Source organism: Motilibacter deserti, assembly GCF_011250635.1.
GTDB classification, from domain to species: Bacteria; Actinomycetota; Actinomycetes; order Motilibacterales; family Motilibacteraceae; genus Motilibacter_A; species Motilibacter_A deserti.
The window spans coordinates 1-16,071 of the sequence record NZ_JAANNP010000037.1 but is presented as its reverse complement, the minus strand read 5'-3'; the positions used below and the strand labels follow the sequence as shown (position 1 = coordinate 16,071).

The window sequence follows — 16,071 nt, the reverse complement described above, 5'->3', positions numbered from 1 at the left end:
CGGGAGCAGGACCTCGAGGACGCGGGCTACGAGGTCGTACGCCTGGACTGGGCCGACCTGCAGCAGCCGGCGCGGGTGCGCGCCAAGCTCGAGGCGGCGTTCGCTCGTGCGGGGCGGCGATGACGCCGGCTGGCCCTGCCAAGCACGCCTTGCTCTCCCGTACCCAGCTTCGCTCCTCCGGCCCGAGGAGCGAAGCGCTGCGGGGAGGAGCGGAGCTGCCGAGGCCAGCCCAGAACGAGAAGCGGCCCGCCCCCCGCAGAGGTGGGGGACGGGCCGCTGGGATCGGGGAGCGTCAGGCGACGTACTCGAGCAGGTCGGAGACGCCGCTGCAGGTACGCAGCCGGCGCAGGCTCTCCTTCTCGAGCTGGCGGACGCGCTCGCGGGTGAGGCCGAGGCGGTCGCCGATCTCGAGCAGGGTGTGCTCGCGGCCGGTCTCCAGGCCGAAGCGCATGCGCATGATCGTCTGCTCGCGCTCGGGCAGCTGCGACAGGACCTGGGCCAGCTCGTCCTGCAGCAGGCCGAAGGCGACCTGCTCGTGGGCGTCGGGCGCCTGGGCGTCGGCGAGGATGTCGCCGAGCGTGCCGTCGTCGGTGCCGTCGCCGAGCGGGGCCTCCAGCGACAGGACGTCGCGGGAGACGTCGAGCAGCTCGATGACCTTGGCCTCGGGCATGCCGAGCGCCTCGGCGAGCTGGGCCTCGGTCGGAGCCTCACCGAGCGAGGCGGTGAGCTCGCGGCGGACGCGGGCCAGCTTCGACAGCTGCTCCACGACGTGGACGGGGAGCCGGACCGTGCGGGCCTGCTCGGCGAGGCCGCGCTGGGTCGACTGCCTCAGCCACCACATGGCGTAGGTCGAGAACTTGTAGCCGGTCTTCCAGTCGAACTTCTCCACCGCGCGGATCAGGCCGAGGCTGCTCTCCTGGATGAGGTCGAGCAGGTCGACGCCGCGGTTCTGGTACTTCTTCGCGACCGAGACGGCGAGGCGCAGGTTGGCCTCGACCATGCGGGCCTTGGCCGAGACGCCCGTGCGGGCGAGCTCGCGCAGCTCCCGGACGGTCGGCGCGCCGGCCATGTCCGCGAGGAACGCCTCGCCCTCGGTGTCGACGCGCATGAGCAACTGCTCGGCGAAGAGCCCCGCCTCGATCTGCTGGGAGAGCTCGACCTCGGTGGCGGCGTCGAGCAGCGGCACGCGGCCGATCTCGCGCAGGTAGACCTTGACCAGGTCGGTGTCGGCCGTGGCCTCGGTGCCCTCGGCCTTCGACTTGGCGGTCGAGGACGAACGCTGCGCGGGAACGGCGGCGGTCGCCGAAGCGGCCACCTCTGCCACCGGCTGCGCGGGGGCGGGCTCGGCGGGGGCCGGGGCCTCGACGGGAGCGGGGTCCGTGACGGCGGGCGTCGCGACCTTGTCGGCGGTGCGACGGACCGCGGGAGCGGCCTTCGGCTTCGCGGTCGTGGTACGCCGGGCGCGGGGCTTGGCGGCGGGCTTGCTGTCGGCGGCGGCGAGCGTCACGCCGGCGGCGGCGAGCGCGCTGAGCACGGTGCGGCCCTCCTCCGGGGAGAGGCCGGCGCCCGCGAACTCGGTGCGCAGTGCGGACAAGGTCGGAGCGGCGCCTGCTGCGGCGGCGGAGAGGAGCCGAGCGGTCACCTCCGCGACGACGTCGGCCTGAGAGCGCGCGAGGACGGGCATGGGCATGCGGCGTAACACCTTCCAAAGAAGTGGTTCGGCTGACAGCGGCAGCCGGAGAGTCGGCTGCTCTGGCAGCCCGACCTTCACCTCAACGGCAGGTAACGCGGCAATGTTCCAGAAACCTGAGCATGACCTAGGACACATTCGAGACATGCCTCGGCCGCGCCCGACTCGCTGACGTGCGCGCCGACGATACGCCACTCAGGCGCGCCGCGCGACCACATCCGGGTCAGTCGCCCGTTTGCCGCGCGGCCAGGGTACCGAACCTTCCCGGTTCCGACCGGGTCGTACGAGCAGGTCAGTCCGTGCGCGTGTCGCTTCCAGGGACAGGTTCGCCTGCCGTCGGGCGGGACCCGGACCGGCGGGACGGATTCCCGCGGCTGGGACGTACTCAAGACCGGCCTACCCCGCTCCGAGTAGCAACGCAGCAACTTCCGCCTACTCGAGAGCGCCCCAGGAGCCGGACATGCCCGCACGACTTCTCCGCACGATGCCCAGTGCACCGCGCAGTGCGCGGCCCGCCCAGCCGCTGCAGCGGCTGACCGACAAGCTCCTCGCCGGCGAGCTCGGCCCGGTGGCCTCCGCGCTGCTGTGCGCCGTGTCACCGACGTCGCGGCGCTGCCTGCGGCTCTGGCGCGAGGCCGAGCAGGCCTCGCTGGCGTCTGCCAAGGCGGTGGCCGCGGCTGCGGTCGCCGTCGCCGCGCAGCGCTGGCGGGTCGAGGACGACATGGACGTGGTCGACGCCGAGTTCTGGGCGATCGTCGCGACGGTCTGAACCCGCCACGACCGTCGACGGACCCCGCCGACGACGAGGCCCGCCGCGATCTGCGGCGGGCCTCGGGCTGTGCGCGAGCGTCAGAGCTTGGCGGGCGTGCGGGTCACCCAGTAGTCGGCGGCGCCGGGGTTGGCGACGCCGAACCGCGCGTTGATCGAGTAGATGTACTTGCCGTTGCGCGTCGTGGTCGACGGCACGTCGAACGCCGGGTCGGAGATGACGCCCTGCCAGTGGGCGGTCAACGCCAGGCCGGCGCCGTAGCCCAGCTTCAGCACGGTGACGGCGGTCCCGTTGCCGCGGACGACGTACGCGATGTTGCCGGCGAGCTCGATGCCGTCGCCGCCGGTCAGGGTGCCGCCCGAGATGGGCACGACGGTGGCGACGCCGGTGGCCGGGTTGACGCGGTAGAGCCCGCCCGCGCCGGAGTGGTCGAGCAGCAGGCTGCCGTCGACGAGGGCGCGGATGCCGTTGGCCCGGGTGTTGCCGGTCACCGGCCAGGCGCCGGTCAGCGGGGTGGTGGTGTAGCCGGTGCCGGTCGGCAGGCCGCTGGAGCCGAGCGGGATGTTGAGCAGCCGCTCGACGCGCGAGTCGGTGACCCACAGGCCGGTCGGCGCGAGCGTGAGGTCGTTGAGGAACTGCGCGTCCGCGACGCGGTAGTTGTGGACGACGCCGCCGGTGCGGGAGTTGACGGCGAGGATGATGCCGCCGCCGCTCTCGTGCGTGCCCACGGTCCAGACGAACCGGCTGCGCGGGTCGTAGACCATGCCGCGCAGCGCCCGGCCGGTCGCGCCGGGCGTGACGACCGAGCCCTGGCCGGTGGCGAGGCTGCCCTTCCAGATGCGGCCGTCGACCATCGAGCCGGCGAAGTAGTCGGTCCCGCCGGGGATGCTCGTGATGCCCTCGGGGCGGAAGCCGTCCGGGAGGTCGAGCTGCGCGGGCCCGACCACGGCGGCGCGGACGGCGGCGGCCGACGCCGCGCCAGCGGGAGCCGCGTGGGCGGCGACCGGGAGGGTGGTGACGGATGCGGCGGCCGACAGGGCGATCACCGGGCCGACCCAACGTCGTTGCTTTTTCGAAAGCTCCATCATTTCCGTGATTCTGGCGAGGGAGCGGTTGTTGCGCAAGCAGGAACTTCGGTGCGTGCTTCGACGTTCCGGCCCGGTGCGCGAGCGGCCTGGATAGCGGGTGCGCGACGCGTACGGGCGGGCAGGCCACCGCGAGAGCGGCTCCCCAGGCATCACCGGGGCGGCTCCGCGGTACGAGGACACTGCGGCGGTTGGCCGCATAGTCTTGCCGGGGCGGCTGTGCGCGGCCCCCATTCCCGACCACGGAGGCCCCACCGGTGACGGACCGCCGCGACGACGACGCGATCCCGGCAGCTGCCCAGCAGCCTGCGGAGCGCGGCTCCGGCGGCGAGCAGGTCGGGTCCGCGGAGGGTGACCCGGGGCGCGGGGCGAACCCGGACGACGCGCCGCTGCACATGGCGCCTTCTCGCAAGCGCCGGTGGCCGAAGGTCGTGGCCTGGACCGCGGGCGGGACCGTCGTGGCCCTCGGCGCGGTGGCGGCGGGCGGCTACGCGTACGTCAAGAACGCCGAGGGCAACCTGCAGCGCGTCACGATCGACGCCCCCCAGGCTTCCGGCGCGCCTGCGCGCCCCCCGGCCGCGCCGACGAGGGCGGAGAACTACCTGCTCGTCGGCTCCGACAGCCGGGCCGGGTTGAGCTTCGAGGACGAGGAGCGGCTGCACGTCGGCCCGGAGCGGGTGGCCGAGGGCCAGCGCTCGGACACGATGATGCTGCTGCACCTCGCGGCGGGGAAGGCCAAGGCGACGCTCGTCAGCCTGCCGCGCGACTCCTACGTCTGGATCCCGCCGCACGTCGACAAGCTGACCGGCGAGCAGGTGCCCGCGCGCAAGGACAAGCTCAACACGGCGTACCAAGGCGGCCCGGCCACGCTCGTGCAGACGATCGAGACCGCGACGGGCGTGCGCATCGACCACTACGTGGAGATCAACTTCGCCGGCTTCGAGCGGATGGTCAATGCGGTCGGCGGCGTGGAGGTCTGCACCACCCGCGCGCTGGTGGACAGCTACTCAGGGCTGGACCTGCCGGCGGGCAAGCACAAGCTCGACGGCGAGGTCGGGCTGAAGTACGTCCGGGCGCGGCACATCACGGCCGACAGCGACTTCGGGCGCATCCGTCGGCAGCAGGGGTTCATCGGGGCGATCGTCCGGCAGGCGACGAGCAGCAAGGTGCTGCTCAACCCGATCAAGCTCAACCGCCTGGTCAACGCCGTGACCAAGTCCGTGACCGTGGACGAGGACCTCAGCCAGGGCGACATGCTCAACCTGGCCCGCCAGCTGCGCAACTTCTCTCCCGGGCACATGACGTTCGCGACGGTCCCGGTGGCCGACCCGGACTACCGCCCGGGCAAGGTCGGCAGCACGGTGCTCTGGGACGCCCCGGCCGCGCGGGCGATGTTCGCCCGGATCAACGCAGACCAGCCGATCAACGGCACGAAGGCGTCGACCTCCGCGCCGAGGGTGAGCGTCGCGCCGGAGGACGTCTCGGTGCAGGTGCTCAACGGTGCCGGGGTGCCGGGGGCCGCCGTCCGCGCCGGGGACGACCTCGCCCGTGTGGGCTTCCGGGTGCTCGACGTGGGGGGCGCCGCGGCGACGAGTGGTGAGGCGACGGTCATCCGCTACGCGCCCGCGCAGGAGGCGGCGGCCAAGACGCTCAAGGCCGCGATCCCCGGCTCGAAGCTGGTGCGTACGCCGCGGCTGGGCGACACGGTCAAGGTGCTCGTCGGCTCGGGCTGGTCGGGGGCGCGCGAGGTGCGCGTCGTCGGGGCGACGAAGCCCAAGCCGGCGATCGAGACCGCCACGGCGGCGCAGGTCAGCTGCACCTGAGGGGCGTACGGCGCCTGCGGAGCGCCGCGCCCCGGCGGCCGGTGGGCGGTTGAGCCGGCGCTGGTCGGCGGCTCGACAGCGGCTCGTCGGTGGCCCTGCCTACGGTGGCCCCATGGCGTCCACGGTTCCGCGTCGGCAGGTGCTCGGCTTCCGCGTCCGCGCGCAGCAACTGGACCGGGACGAGGGCTCGGTGGCCGACACCGCCGTGCTGGACCTCGGGGTGCAGGACACCGGGCCGGACGGCGGGCGCTGGGCGCTGGCGCTGCGCGGGGTGGACGTCGGATCGCTGGGCCCCGACGAGCTCGCGCTGCTCTGGACCGTACGCGGCGCTCCGCACTACTACCGGCGGGCCGACGTCCCGGGGGTGGCGGCCGCCGTCGAGCCGTTCTCGGACGCCGACGCCGCGAAGCGCATCTATGACGCCGCGAAGCCGCTGAAGGCCGCGGGGATCGGCATCCTCGACGCCCTGGACGAGGTGGCCGCCGCGATGCAGCGCACGGTCACGTCACCGACGGTCAAGGGCGAGGTCTCCAGCGCCGTCACGGCCGTGATGCCGGAGCCCTACCTGCGCTTCTGCCGGCCGTGCAACGCGACCCACCTGTTCGAGCAGCCGTTCCGGCTGGCGGCGGTGCGGGCCGGCCTCGAGCTCGAGCCCGGCACCTCGCCACCGGTGCTGCGCCCCATCGCGGGGTTCCGCAAGGCGAGCTCGGTCCCCGAGCGGCTCGACCCGGTCTCGGCCTACCTCCGGCTGCTCGGCCCGGCGACGCCGAGGCACGTCGCGGACTACCTCGACGCCCCGGTCAAGGAGGTGCAGGCGCGCTGGCCGGCGGACGCCGTCGAGGTCGACGTGGAGGGCGAGCGGCGCTGGGTGCTGCCGGCCGACGTCGACGCGCTGTCAGGCCCTGCCGTGCGCGGCGCGCGGCTGCTCGGGCCGTTCGACCTCTTCCTGCAGGCCAAGGACCGTGCCCTGCTCGTGGACGACCCGGCGCGGTCCAAGGCGCTCTGGCCGGTGCTCGGCCGGCCCGGCGCGCTGCTCCTGGACGGCGACCTCGCCGGCACCTGGCGCCCGCGCAAGACCGGCAAGCGGCTGCGCGTCGAGCTCGTGCCGTGGGCCCCGCTGCCCGCGAAGCAGCGCGCCGTCCTCGACGAGGCGGCCGAGCGGCTGGCGGCCTATCGCGGGGTGCAGCTGGCCGGGGTCGACGTGGCCGACTGAGGCGGGCGGTCAGAGCAGGAAGCGGAAGAGCGGGCTGTCCGCCGGCACCGGCTCGATGTGCGGCGGGGCGAGCTCCATGCGCCGCAGCAGCGGGTCCAGGTCCTCGGGCCGGGAGATCTCGATGCCGACGAGCGCCGGGCCCGTCTCCCGGTTGTTGCGCTTGATGTACTCGAACAGCGTGATGTCGTCGTCCGGCCCCAGCACTTCGTCGAGGAACCGGCGCAGCGCCCCCGGCTCCTGCGGGAAGTCCACGAGGAAGTAGTGCTTGCGCCCCTCGTGCACCAGCGCGCGCTCGACCACCTCGGCGTACCGGCTGACGTCGTTGTTGCCGCCGGAGAGCACGCAGACGACGGTGGAGCCGGGTTCCACGTGGATCGTGTCGCCCAGCGCCGCCGGCGCCAGCGCCCCGGCGGGCTCGGCGATCACCCCGTCGGACTGATAGAGCGCGAGCATCTCGGTGCACACCCGGCCCTCGGCGACCGTCGTCAGCTCGGCGCCGGACCCGGCGACGACCGGATACGTCGATGCCCCCACCCGGCGCACCGCCGCCCCGTCCACGAACGTGTCGAGCTCGGCCAGGTCCACCGGCCCGCCCGCGGCGAGCGCCGCCGCCATCGAGGCCGCACCGGCGGGCTCGACCCCGACGACGCGTACGCCCGGGTGCCGCGCGCCGAGCCATGTCAGCGCCCCGGCCAGCAGCCCGCCGCCGCCGACCGGGAGCACCACGACGTCGGGCGCCGCCCCGAGCTGCTCCACGACCTCGCGCACGACCGTGCCTTGCCCGGCGATGGTCCGCGGGTCGTCGAAGGCGGGGACGAGCGTCGCGCCCGTGCGGGCCGCGTCCTCGTGCGCCGCCTGGGCCGCTTCGTCGTACGTGTCGCCGAGCACCACGACGTCCACGACGTCGCCGCCGAGCGCCGCGATGCGGTCGCGCTTCTGCCGGGGAGTGGTGCGCGGCAGGTAGACCCGGCCGCGAACACCGAGGGCGGCGCAGGCGTACGCCAGCCCCTGGCCGTGGTTGCCCGCGCTCGCGCAAACGACGCCGAGCGTGCGGGCGGTCTCGTCGAGCCGGGCGATGAGGGCGTACGCCCCGCGCACCTTGTAAGACCGGACGACTTGCAGGTCCTCGCGCTTGAGCCAGACGCCTGCGCCCGTGAGGGCCGAGAGACGCGCGTTGGGCAGGAGCGGGGTCACGGTGGCGATGCCGCGCAGCAGGTCGGCGGCCGCGTCCACATCGTCTGCAGTCACGGTAGTGCTGGCGGCGCGGGTCATGCCCGAATCCTGCCGCTCCGTGCCGCCCCGTGCCGCACCGGCGTGCGGGCGGTGGCGGAGGCGCTGGTGCCGGCCGTCCCGGCGGAGGGACGCGCGAACGCCGGAGGCCGCCCCCGCGCAGGGGACGGCCTCCGGTGCGGACTGCGACCGCTAGTACGAGCGGGTGCCGGGCTTCTTGCCGCGGCTGGAGAGCTTGGCGAACAGCTCCTTGGCCTTGCGCTGGTTCTCGGGCTTGCTCGCCTCACGTCGGGCGATGTCGAGTGCCTTCGCGGCCAGGCCGGCCTTCATCGCGCCCTTGAGCAGGCTCATCGTGTCCTCCACTGTCGTCTGTGCTGTGTCTGATGCCCGCTGCCGCCGTGCGTACCCCTGTTGCCCGGGGCAGCTGGCGGTTGCGCGCCTCTGTCATGGTCAACTTCCGGACGGAGCGCGGCGTGCCCGCAGCCCCGTCGCCACGGTGCGCGCCCACGAGTGGCAAGGTCAGGGCATGGGCCTGTTCACGCCGGAGGAGGCGGCCACCGAGCTGGAGGCGCTGCTCCCGACCCTCGACGAGATCGTCGCGCTGCGCGCGGACGCGGCCGAGCTGGCGGCGTCGCTGCAGAAGGGGGGTCGCTCGACGGCGCTGGGCGGGCTGCCGGAGCTCAAGGCCGCGCAGGCCCGCCTGGACGAGCTGCTGACCCGGGTGCAGGAGACCGGCGCCGAGCTCAAGGGGCTGGCGCCGCTGCTGGTCGACTTCCCGGCCGACCTGGACGGCGTGCCGGTCCTGCTGTGCTGGCTGGAGGGGGACCGAAGCCTGCGCTGGTACCACCGGTCCGACCTGGGATTCGCAGGCCGTCGGCCGCTGAAGGTCCTGTCTTGAGCTGCGAGCGGGCGAATCACCCGTTCGGCGCAACTACGCGGGCTCCCGATAGGGCACGCTACGGAGCATGAGCACGGTGACACAGGCTGCAACCACGCCGATGGCGGTCCAGCTCTTCGCCCTGCGTCGGGCCCTCGACACCCCGCGCACCGGCGAGGAGCCGCGCGTGATCGTCCTCCCCCGCGAGCCGCGCGCGCAGCGCGTCGGCCTCGCCCCCGTCGGGTCCGTCGGCGCGACGCTCGACACCTACCTCTGAGCCGACGCCAGTAGCTCGGCCTCCTGCTCGGGCGAGAGCCCGGCGATGAGCGGGGGGTTCCCGCGGGCGCGGTCCCACGCCAGGACGTCGCGTGCGGTCTGCGCGAGCGGGGTGGCGGGCATGCCGGCGGCGTACGCGGCGGCGGCGCTGCGCGCGAACATCGCGTCCCAGCCGGCGGGCAGCACGAGCGGGGCCGGCGGCACCAGCCCGGGGTCGACGGGGACCACCTCGACCTCGGTGCCGGCCGCCTCCGCGCACGTCCTGACGAGCCCGGCGAGGGTGGTCGGCTCGGCCGGCCCGACGGCGTTGTAGGTCCCCGGCCGGTCGTCGGCGACCAGCGAGGTCACGAGCCGGGCCAGGTCGCGCGAGTCCACCACCTGCACGGGCTGCTCGGGCCGCGCGGGCAGGGCGACGCGCCCGCCCTGCGCGGCGCGGCGTACCCAGAACGTGAAGCGGTCGGTGGTGTCGTGCGGCCCGGCGACGATGCCTGGCCGGACGATCGTGGCGCGCTCGCCGTGCCGCCACCGCACGTCGTCCTCGCAGGCCACCTTCAGCGGCCCGTAGGTGTCGGCCGTGACCTCCTCGGTGCCGCGCTCGGGAGCGAGGCGCGGCGAGTCCTCGGTCAGCCCGGGCCGCGCGTGAGCGACGTCGTAGACGGAGCCGGTGGAGATGAAGACGTAGCGCCCGCCCCGGCCGTCCAGCGCGTCCGCGGCCTGCTGCACGTGGCGAGGGACGTACGCGCTCACGTCGACGACGGCGTCCCAGCTGCCGCCGCCCAGCGCGGCGTAGTCCCCGCTCTCGCGGTCGCCGACGAGCCGCGGCACCTGCGCGAAGAGCTCGCGGCCGGTGCGCCCGCGGCCGAAGAGCGCGACGTCCCACCCGCCGGCGAGGGCGTCCTCGACGATCGTGCGTCCGACGAAGGACGTTCCTCCGAGCACCAGAAGCCGCATGATGCGACCCTACGGCCACCGGTCGCGCGGGCTTCTCGGGCCCGGACGCCGCGATTTCAACCCAGCGGGATCGACTGGGCCAATAAACGCCTCTAGTTGTGCAACTTTTGCCGTCAATCCGCGGAGCACCAGTGTTGCGCCCACAAACAATGGGAGGCTCGCGACCCTGGTCGCACCAACCCCCGCGGCGGCTGCGTCCATGACAAGGCTGTCGGTCACCGACGCGCAAGCCGTCGAACCCCCGAGTCGCACGGAGGACGGCGCACTGCGCTGGTTGCCCTGCGGCACCGTCACCGCTCGACGCGGCGTGCAGTCGGAGTGGTACGTGGCGGAAAGCGCCGTGGGATAGTGCGACCGCACCGGAAAGGCGCCCCTCGGGGCACGACGCGAGGCAATTGCGACCCGGATTCGCGATCCGGCTCGATTCTGGGGTGTATTGCACAGGGGTGAGAGCGCTAGAGTCAGGCGCCGTATTCATGTGCGAGACGGGAGGTGCAGAGTGCCGGACCCGCTTCCCCTCGAGGACGATCCCGTCCTCCTGCTCGCCGCCGGCAGCGCGGGGCTCAACGCGAAGGTGACGTCGCGGCTCGAGGACGCCGGCTTCCGGTCGCTGCGGCCGAGCCACGGCTATCTCGTGCAGCACCTGATCGAGGGGCCCAAGACGATCGGCCAGCTCGCCGAGCTGCTGGGCATGTCCCAGCAGGGAGCGTCGAAGTCGGTGGCCGAGCTCGAGGAGCTGGGCTACGTCGAGCGTCACCGCGGCGAGGACGCCCGCGTCCGCCGGGTGGAGCTGACCGACCACGGCTGGGCAGCGGTCGAGACGGCGCGGGCCGCACGCCGGGACCTGCGCCGCGCGCTGCGGCGCAGGCTGGGCGGCGAGGCGTACGAAGAGCTGCGGGCCGCGCTGCTGGACGTCGCCACCTGGTCCGGGGGCATGGAGGCGTTGGAGACGCACTCCCTGCGGCAGGACGCCTGAGGCGAGGCGCTGGAGCAGGCGGGCACCGCACCGGTCGAACGTGCGGCCCCGCCTGGCGTGCCGTCGGGGGAATCGAACCACCCGCCTCGCCCATGCTCGACTGCCATGCCTTGTGGGCATCGTCTGCCGGCGGATCGCGCCTTCGCATCCAGGGACGGCGAGGAGCACAACGGTTGCCCGGGGGAAGATGTTCCCGCCCTCCCCCGGGCCGCCCGTCGAGCGCAGGCCTACCCGCGCAGCCGGGCCGTCAGCGCGTCCGCACCGAGCGAGAGCAGCGCCAGCAGGTCCGCGTCCTCGACGCGCCGAGCGGCGTGGTCGAGGTACTGCTGGAGGTAGCGCAGGGCCTTGGCGTCGTTCCCCGCCTCGAGCGCCTCCAGGGCGCCCTCGAGCCGGTTGCGCAGGTTGGTGTGCGCCCCCTGCGAGAGCGTGCCGGCGGCCCGCGCCGTGTCGGCGATGCCTTGCAGGTCGGCCGCCTCGGCGTACGCGGTGGTGAACGCGGCGCGCCTGCCCGCCTCGAGGACGCGGTCGCGGTCCGCGGCCGCCAGCAGGCCGGCGCCCACCCAGGAGTCGGTCACCGACGCCAGGCGCTGCAGGAAGGCCGGCTTGTGGGCGAACGGCGCGCCGCTCCACACGTCGTCGAGCAGCGTCGTCCGGTCCGCGCGGGCCGGGTTGGCGACGCCGGAGTCGACCGACCCGAGCACGACCCGCGGCTCGGTGCGCCGGACGTACGCGTGGAAGGGGTCGGTCGTGCCCTCGTGGAAGGGCGCGAGCTCGACGCCGTTGGAGGTGAAGTGCAGCGGCTTGCCGGTGACCGGCTGCAGCGCGCCGGCCAGGTCGCCGTCGAGGGCCGCCGTGGCGTACAGGCTGAACGGCAGGAACGTCGTGCGGGCGTCCCGGGCGACGAGGTGCACGGGGCCGTACATCAGGTTCTGGACGGTGGGGTCGTCCGGCGTCCGCTCCGCGCGCAGCGCGAAGGGGAGGTCGACCTCGACGGTGTCGCCGTCCTTCCACGAGCGCGAGAGCGTGAGGTACGCCCCCGGCACCGGCGTTCCGACGGCGGCGCCGTTGACGCGGACGGCGGCCCCGCGCGCCCACGACGGGATGCGCACCCTGAGGTCGAAGGCCCCGCTGCCGGCCACCTTCAGCGTCGTGCCCTGCTCGAAGGGGAAGCTGGTTTCCTGGGTCACGGTGACGTGCTGCGCGGCCCAGTAGACCGTCGACGCCACGAACAGGTTGACGTAGAGCGCCGACCCGTCCTCGGCGGCAAAGAACACCGAGTCCTGGTACTTCGTCGCGCTCTCCATGCCCGTGCCCTCGCAGCACGTGGTGCCGTTCTTCGGCGTGAAGTCGCGGACCGCGCCGGGCTGCAGGCCGATGAAGTACGTCGCGAGCGGGAAGTTGGGGTCGACCGCGTCCTGCTTGGACCCCAGGACCTGGTTGAAGAGCGCCCGCTCGTAGTAGTCCATGTAGGCCGGGTCCTGCTCGTGCGCGAAGAGCGCCCGGCTCAGCTTGAGCATGTTGTAGGCGCAGCAGGTCTCGGCGTCGGTGTCCTTGAGGATGCTCGCGATCTGGTTGCGCGCCTGCCAGAACTCCGCCGAGCTGGTGCCGCCGATGCCGAACATGCGGGTCGGCACGACCATGTCCCAGAAGTTGCGCGCCGCCTGCAGGTAGCGCTCCTCCCCGGTCTTGTCGTACATCAGCAGTGCCCCGGTGAAGATCGGGATGTGCTGGTTGGCGTGCAGGCCGTTGAGGATGTCGCGGTTCTCGGCACTGGCGTTGATGAGCGAGTCGAGGTCGAAGTACTTCGCCAACTGCAGGTGCTCAGGCTTGCCGGAGTGGCCATACGTCTCGAGGATCGCCTCGACGACGCCGCCGAACTCGCCGCTGGAGAAGATCCCCCACATCCGCTGCCGGACGGCGGGCGTCAGCTTCGACAGCCGCGAGTACATCCAGTCGCAGAGCCCGGTCGCGAGGTCGAGGGCCTTCGGGTCGCCGGTGGCGGTGTAGCCGTCGAGCAGGCCCTTGAGGATCTTGTGCGCGGTGTAGTACGGAGCCCAGACGACGTTGTAGTTCCCGGTCGTCATGGTCTCCAGGGTGATGAACTGCGTTTCCGGGTACGCGGCGAGGAAGCCCGGGTGGCTGGGCTTGCCCCAGGTGCGGACGAGCGAGCCGTTGCGCCCCTTGCCGGACACGTCGGCGATCACGAGCCCGCCGCTCTCGTCCATCGGCAGCGACAGGGCGTCGCCGGCGCCGGCCGAGGTCGTGGCGGCACGCCCGGCGGTGAGCTCGGCGACCTGCGCGGCCGACAGCGCGGTCGACCAGACGTTCACGTCCTGGTAGGCCCCGGCGTACAGCGGGTCGTTGTACTGCGAGCGGCCGAGCCAGTTGTTGGCCAGCGCGCCGAGCGCCGCCGGGTTGAGCGTCATGGTGGTGTTCTGCGCGACCTGCACCCCGTTGACGTAGAGCCGACCGGTGGTGCCCGTCAGCGTGACGGCGACGTGGCTCCAGGCGTTGACCGGCAGCGCCGTCGTGCCCTGCAGGACCTGCTCGCCGCCACCGCCGTTGCGGGTGATCGCGAAGCGCGGCCGGCCGTTGCCGTCGCGCTGGGCCAGGAAGGCGTACACGCTGGTGCCGTTGCCGATGTCGAGGATGCGCGCCCAGTTCGCCGCCGCGGTCGGGCGCACCCAGGCCGCGAACGTGAAGCTGGTGAGGCCGCTGAAGGTGCCGGCGGGCAGCGCGACGTAGTTGTACGTGCCGCGCGCGATGTCGACGGCGGTGCCGCTGAGCTTGCCAGCCGTCGTCCGCAGGACGGGGTCGTTGCCCAGGGCGCCGCGAACCTCGTAGAGGCCGTCGATCAGCGTCTGCAGCTTGCGCCCGAACGCCGTCTCCCCCGTGCTCGCGTACGCCTGCGCCACCGCGGACATGAAGTGGCCGGTGAACGCCCCGCGCAGGTTGCCGTTCGCCTCGCCGTCGAGGCCCTCCCAACCGCCGGCGGGCATCGGCACGACGCTCGGGTCGAGCGCCAGGCCGGCGTTCGCGCGGAAGGCGATCAGGAAGCGCCGCTCGTCGAAGCCGCGGAGGAACTCGAGCATCAGGCTGCGCTTCTGCGCGAAGACGCCGGCGCCGAGGTCGACGTCCTCGAGCCCGAACGGCCGCAGCATCGTCGTCGCCGCGGCAGCCGTCCCCGGCGCCTGAGCGGCGGCCGCGCGGGACGCGCCGGCCAGGCCGGGCACCCACGGCAGCACAGCGGCTGCCGAGCCGATCTTGAGCATGCTGCGCCGGGTCAACTCATGCGTCATTGCACTTCTCCCTGGACGGGCGCGCGCACGGGATCGGCCCGGCCGAGGCGGCGGGGGACGGACGGTGCGGGCGCGGTGGCGACGGATGAAGGAGTCCGTGTTAGCGCTCACAGAACCGCTCTGGGCGGGTTCGGGTCAAGCAGGTGCCCGCAGGCCGTTGCCGAATCGTGACGAAGCTGCCGGAAGGGTCAGTGCGCCTGCGCCCAGCTGTCGCCCACCGACACGTCGGCCACGAACCGCACCCCGCTGCCGGCCGCCCACCAGCGTGCGGTCCGCTCGAGCATCGTGCGCAGCAGCGCGGCGGCGTCCTGCGCCTGCGGCTCCGAGACGTGCAGGAGCAGCTCGTCGTGCAGGCAGAGCACGATGCGCGGCTCCCCCGGCAGCTGGGCGAGGCCGGTGCGCACGCTCGCCGCCCAGGCCTTGAACAGCTCGGCCGCCGCGCCCTGCACCACGGCGTTGCGGGCGTAGCGCCCATAGCCGGAGAGCCGGCCCGGGTCCGCGTCCGCCGGGTGCGGCCCGAGCCGGACCAGCCGCCCGCCGTACGTCCGCACGTCCCGCCCGGCCCGGCCCTCCGTCTCCGCCGCCCGCAGGAAGCCCAGGGCTCGCGGATAGGCACGCTCCATGTCGCGCAGCGCGGCCCCGGCCGCACCGGAGGTCTGGCCGTACATCGCAGCCAGGACCGCGACCTTCGCCGTGGGGCGGTCGCAGCGCAGCGCCGCCGCGACCGGGGCGTACATGTCGTCCTCGCGCGCCGCCCGGGCGAGCCCCTCGTCCCCCGACACCGCCGCGAGCACGCGCGGCTCGACCTGCCCGAGGTCGGCGCGGACGAAGACGTGCCCCGGCTCGGCCCGCACCCCCGGCCGCAGCTCGGCGGGCAGGTTGTGCAGCCCGGCCGACGCGGTCATGCGCCCCGCGCCGCCGTCGGCCGAGCCCCACTCCCCGCGCAGCCGCCAGTCCGGGCCGACGTTGCGGTCGATCCAGCTCCAGCCGTAGGTCGTGGCCACCCGCTCGGTCTTGCGCCACGCGAGCAGCTCCGCGACCGGCTCAGACGTGGGGGCGTAGCGCTCGAGGCGCCAGGAGCGGGTGTCCGGCACGTCAATGCCGATGCGCGTGAGCAGGTCGCGCACGGACGCCGGGTTGCGCAGGTCGACGGGCGACCCGGGGAAGCGGCGCAGCACGCGCTCGTCACGGGCGGCCCGGGCGCTCGCCTCGGCGGCGGCGTCGGGGGGCCGCGGCCCGATCATGCCCGTCAGCAGCGTGGTCATCGCCGGCTCGCCCAGCGGCAGCCCGTCGTGCTCGAGCTCGACCGCGAGCAGCGCCGCCGCCGACTCCGCGTACGCCGTGAGCACCGCGAGCGCCGGGTCGTCTGCCGCGCGCCCGGGCCGCGGGTCGGGCAGGGCGCGCAGCATCTCCTCCTGGCGCGCCTGCAGGCGCAGCGCGAGCGCCGCCCAGCGGGCCGCGGCGTCGAGGCTGGCGGCCCAGCCGCCGCGTATCCAGCCGGGGCTCAGCTGCCCGTCGGGGCCCAGCGGGTCGTCGTTGGTGCCCGCGGGCTGCGGCTCGTCGAAGAGGCTCGGGGCCGGCGCGGACGGTCCCGGCTCCGGCGGCAACGGCCGGCCGTGGGCCGCCGCCCACACGGCCTCCGGCCCGGACCGGCGCAGGCCGTGCAGGAGCATCCCGACGGCGCCGAGATCCCAGCAGGCCCGCGGCCGGAAGCCGTCCGCGACGAGCGGCCGGGCGGCCTCGCGCGCCGACCACCACGTCCACCGCGGGTGCAGCGGCGCGAGCTCCGCGGCGAGCCGGTGCGGCGGGCCGGGAACCGTGCGCGCCCCGCCCGGCCAGGCCAGGGCCAGCCCCTGCCCGGGGACGACGACGACCGCGAGCG

At 74.1% G+C, this 16,071-nt stretch carries 13 protein-coding genes; 6 read left to right on the top strand and 7 right to left on the bottom strand.

Annotated features, from left to right (window positions below; all coding sequences use genetic code 11):
* Nucleotides 1-292 precede the first annotated feature (292 nt).
* Nucleotides 293-1,690 carry a sigma-70 family RNA polymerase sigma factor gene (locus tag G9H71_RS17440; protein WP_166284071.1) on the bottom strand — a complete coding sequence of 466 codons (1,398 nt, stop codon included), beginning with the start codon at nucleotides 1,688-1,690 and terminating at the stop codon, nucleotides 293-295.
* Between the two features lie 460 nt (nucleotides 1,691-2,150).
* Between G9H71_RS17440 and G9H71_RS17435 the strand changes: the two genes are divergently transcribed.
* On the top strand, nucleotides 2,151-2,459 hold the full coding sequence (locus G9H71_RS17435; RefSeq protein ID WP_166284070.1) for a hypothetical protein: 309 nt from the start codon (nucleotides 2,151-2,153) through the stop codon (nucleotides 2,457-2,459).
* 80 nt (nucleotides 2,460-2,539) lie between these two features.
* Here the strand turns inward: G9H71_RS17435 and G9H71_RS17430 are convergent, their stop codons facing one another.
* The gene (locus G9H71_RS17430; protein ID WP_231135001.1) at nucleotides 2,540-3,505 is read right to left on the bottom strand and encodes an NHL repeat-containing protein; all 966 of its coding nucleotides are present in this window, start codon (nucleotides 3,503-3,505) and stop codon (nucleotides 2,540-2,542) included.
* 296 nt (nucleotides 3,506-3,801) lie between these two features.
* Between G9H71_RS17430 and G9H71_RS17425 the strand changes: the two genes are divergently transcribed.
* Nucleotides 3,802-5,367, top strand: coding sequence for an LCP family protein (locus tag G9H71_RS17425; protein WP_166284069.1), 1,566 nt, complete (start codon nucleotides 3,802-3,804; stop codon nucleotides 5,365-5,367).
* Nucleotides 5,368-5,479: 112 nt separating this feature from the next.
* On the top strand, nucleotides 5,480-6,580 hold the full coding sequence (locus G9H71_RS17420) for a DNA glycosylase AlkZ-like family protein (protein WP_166284068.1): 1,101 nt from the start codon (nucleotides 5,480-5,482) through the stop codon (nucleotides 6,578-6,580).
* A gap of 9 nt (nucleotides 6,581-6,589) precedes the next feature.
* Here G9H71_RS17420 and ilvA read toward each other — a convergent pair whose 3' ends face one another.
* Together ilvA and G9H71_RS17410 are read right to left on the bottom strand one after the other, a co-directional pair.
* The gene (gene ilvA / locus G9H71_RS17415; protein WP_166284067.1) at nucleotides 6,590-7,852 is read right to left on the bottom strand and encodes a threonine ammonia-lyase IlvA; all 1,263 of its coding nucleotides are present in this window, start codon (nucleotides 7,850-7,852) and stop codon (nucleotides 6,590-6,592) included.
* Between the two features lie 150 nt (nucleotides 7,853-8,002).
* Nucleotides 8,003-8,161 carry a hypothetical protein gene (locus G9H71_RS17410; RefSeq protein ID WP_166284066.1) on the bottom strand — a complete coding sequence of 53 codons (159 nt, stop codon included), beginning with the start codon at nucleotides 8,159-8,161 and terminating at the stop codon, nucleotides 8,003-8,005.
* A gap of 175 nt (nucleotides 8,162-8,336) precedes the next feature.
* Here G9H71_RS17410 and G9H71_RS17405 point away from each other — a divergent pair, with 175 nt between their 5' ends.
* Both G9H71_RS17405 and G9H71_RS17400 read left to right on the top strand, forming a co-directional pair.
* Nucleotides 8,337-8,708: a DUF2203 domain-containing protein gene (locus tag G9H71_RS17405; RefSeq protein WP_166284065.1), complete on the top strand. Its 372-nt coding sequence runs from the start codon at nucleotides 8,337-8,339 to the stop codon at nucleotides 8,706-8,708.
* 67 nt (nucleotides 8,709-8,775) lie between these two features.
* Nucleotides 8,776-8,964, top strand: a complete 189-nt coding sequence (locus G9H71_RS17400; protein WP_166284064.1) for a hypothetical protein — start codon at nucleotides 8,776-8,778, stop codon at nucleotides 8,962-8,964.
* On the opposite strand, the gene G9H71_RS17395 is transcribed toward G9H71_RS17400, so the two are convergent.
* Nucleotides 8,955-9,914, bottom strand: coding sequence for an NAD-dependent epimerase/dehydratase family protein (locus G9H71_RS17395; protein ID WP_166284063.1), 960 nt, complete (start codon nucleotides 9,912-9,914; stop codon nucleotides 8,955-8,957). The two genes, G9H71_RS17400 and G9H71_RS17395, sit on opposite strands and share 10 nt — an antisense overlap.
* A 499-nt stretch (nucleotides 9,915-10,413) precedes the next feature.
* Here G9H71_RS17395 and G9H71_RS17390 point away from each other — a divergent pair, with 499 nt between their 5' ends.
* The gene (locus tag G9H71_RS17390) at nucleotides 10,414-10,890 is read left to right on the top strand and encodes a MarR family winged helix-turn-helix transcriptional regulator (RefSeq protein ID WP_331273077.1); all 477 of its coding nucleotides are present in this window, start codon (nucleotides 10,414-10,416) and stop codon (nucleotides 10,888-10,890) included.
* Between the two features lie 227 nt (nucleotides 10,891-11,117).
* On the opposite strand, the gene G9H71_RS17385 is transcribed toward G9H71_RS17390, so the two are convergent.
* Both G9H71_RS17385 and G9H71_RS17380 read right to left on the bottom strand, forming a co-directional pair.
* Entirely contained in the window at nucleotides 11,118-14,189 is a 3,072-nt protein-coding gene (locus tag G9H71_RS17385; protein WP_166284061.1) for a beta-L-arabinofuranosidase domain-containing protein, read from the bottom strand.
* Between the two features lie 188 nt (nucleotides 14,190-14,377).
* On the bottom strand, nucleotides 14,378-16,071 hold a 1,694-nt coding region (locus G9H71_RS17380; protein WP_166284060.1), incomplete at its 5' end, for a DNA polymerase.

Bases quoted from the DNA above. Each gene is read 5' to 3' on its own strand.
- G9H71_RS17440 (WP_166284071.1), bottom strand. From the start codon at position 1,690: ATGCCCATGCCCGTCCTCGCGCGCTCTCAGGCCGACGTCGTCGCGGAG.
- G9H71_RS17435 (WP_166284070.1), top strand. From the start codon at position 2,151: ATGCCCGCACGACTTCTCCGCACGATGCCCAGTGCACCGCGCAGTGCG.
- G9H71_RS17420 (WP_166284068.1), top strand. From the start codon at position 5,480: ATGGCGTCCACGGTTCCGCGTCGGCAGGTGCTCGGCTTCCGCGTCCGC.
- ilvA (WP_166284067.1), bottom strand. From the start codon at position 7,852: ATGACCCGCGCCGCCAGCACTACCGTGACTGCAGACGATGTGGACGCG.
- G9H71_RS17410 (WP_166284066.1), bottom strand. From the start codon at position 8,161: ATGAGCCTGCTCAAGGGCGCGATGAAGGCCGGCCTGGCCGCGAAGGCA.
- G9H71_RS17405 (WP_166284065.1), top strand. From the start codon at position 8,337: ATGGGCCTGTTCACGCCGGAGGAGGCGGCCACCGAGCTGGAGGCGCTG.
- G9H71_RS17400 (WP_166284064.1), top strand. From the start codon at position 8,776: ATGAGCACGGTGACACAGGCTGCAACCACGCCGATGGCGGTCCAGCTC.
- G9H71_RS17395 (WP_166284063.1), bottom strand. From the start codon at position 9,914: ATGCGGCTTCTGGTGCTCGGAGGAACGTCCTTCGTCGGACGCACGATC.
- G9H71_RS17385 (WP_166284061.1), bottom strand. From the start codon at position 14,189: ATGACGCATGAGTTGACCCGGCGCAGCATGCTCAAGATCGGCTCGGCA.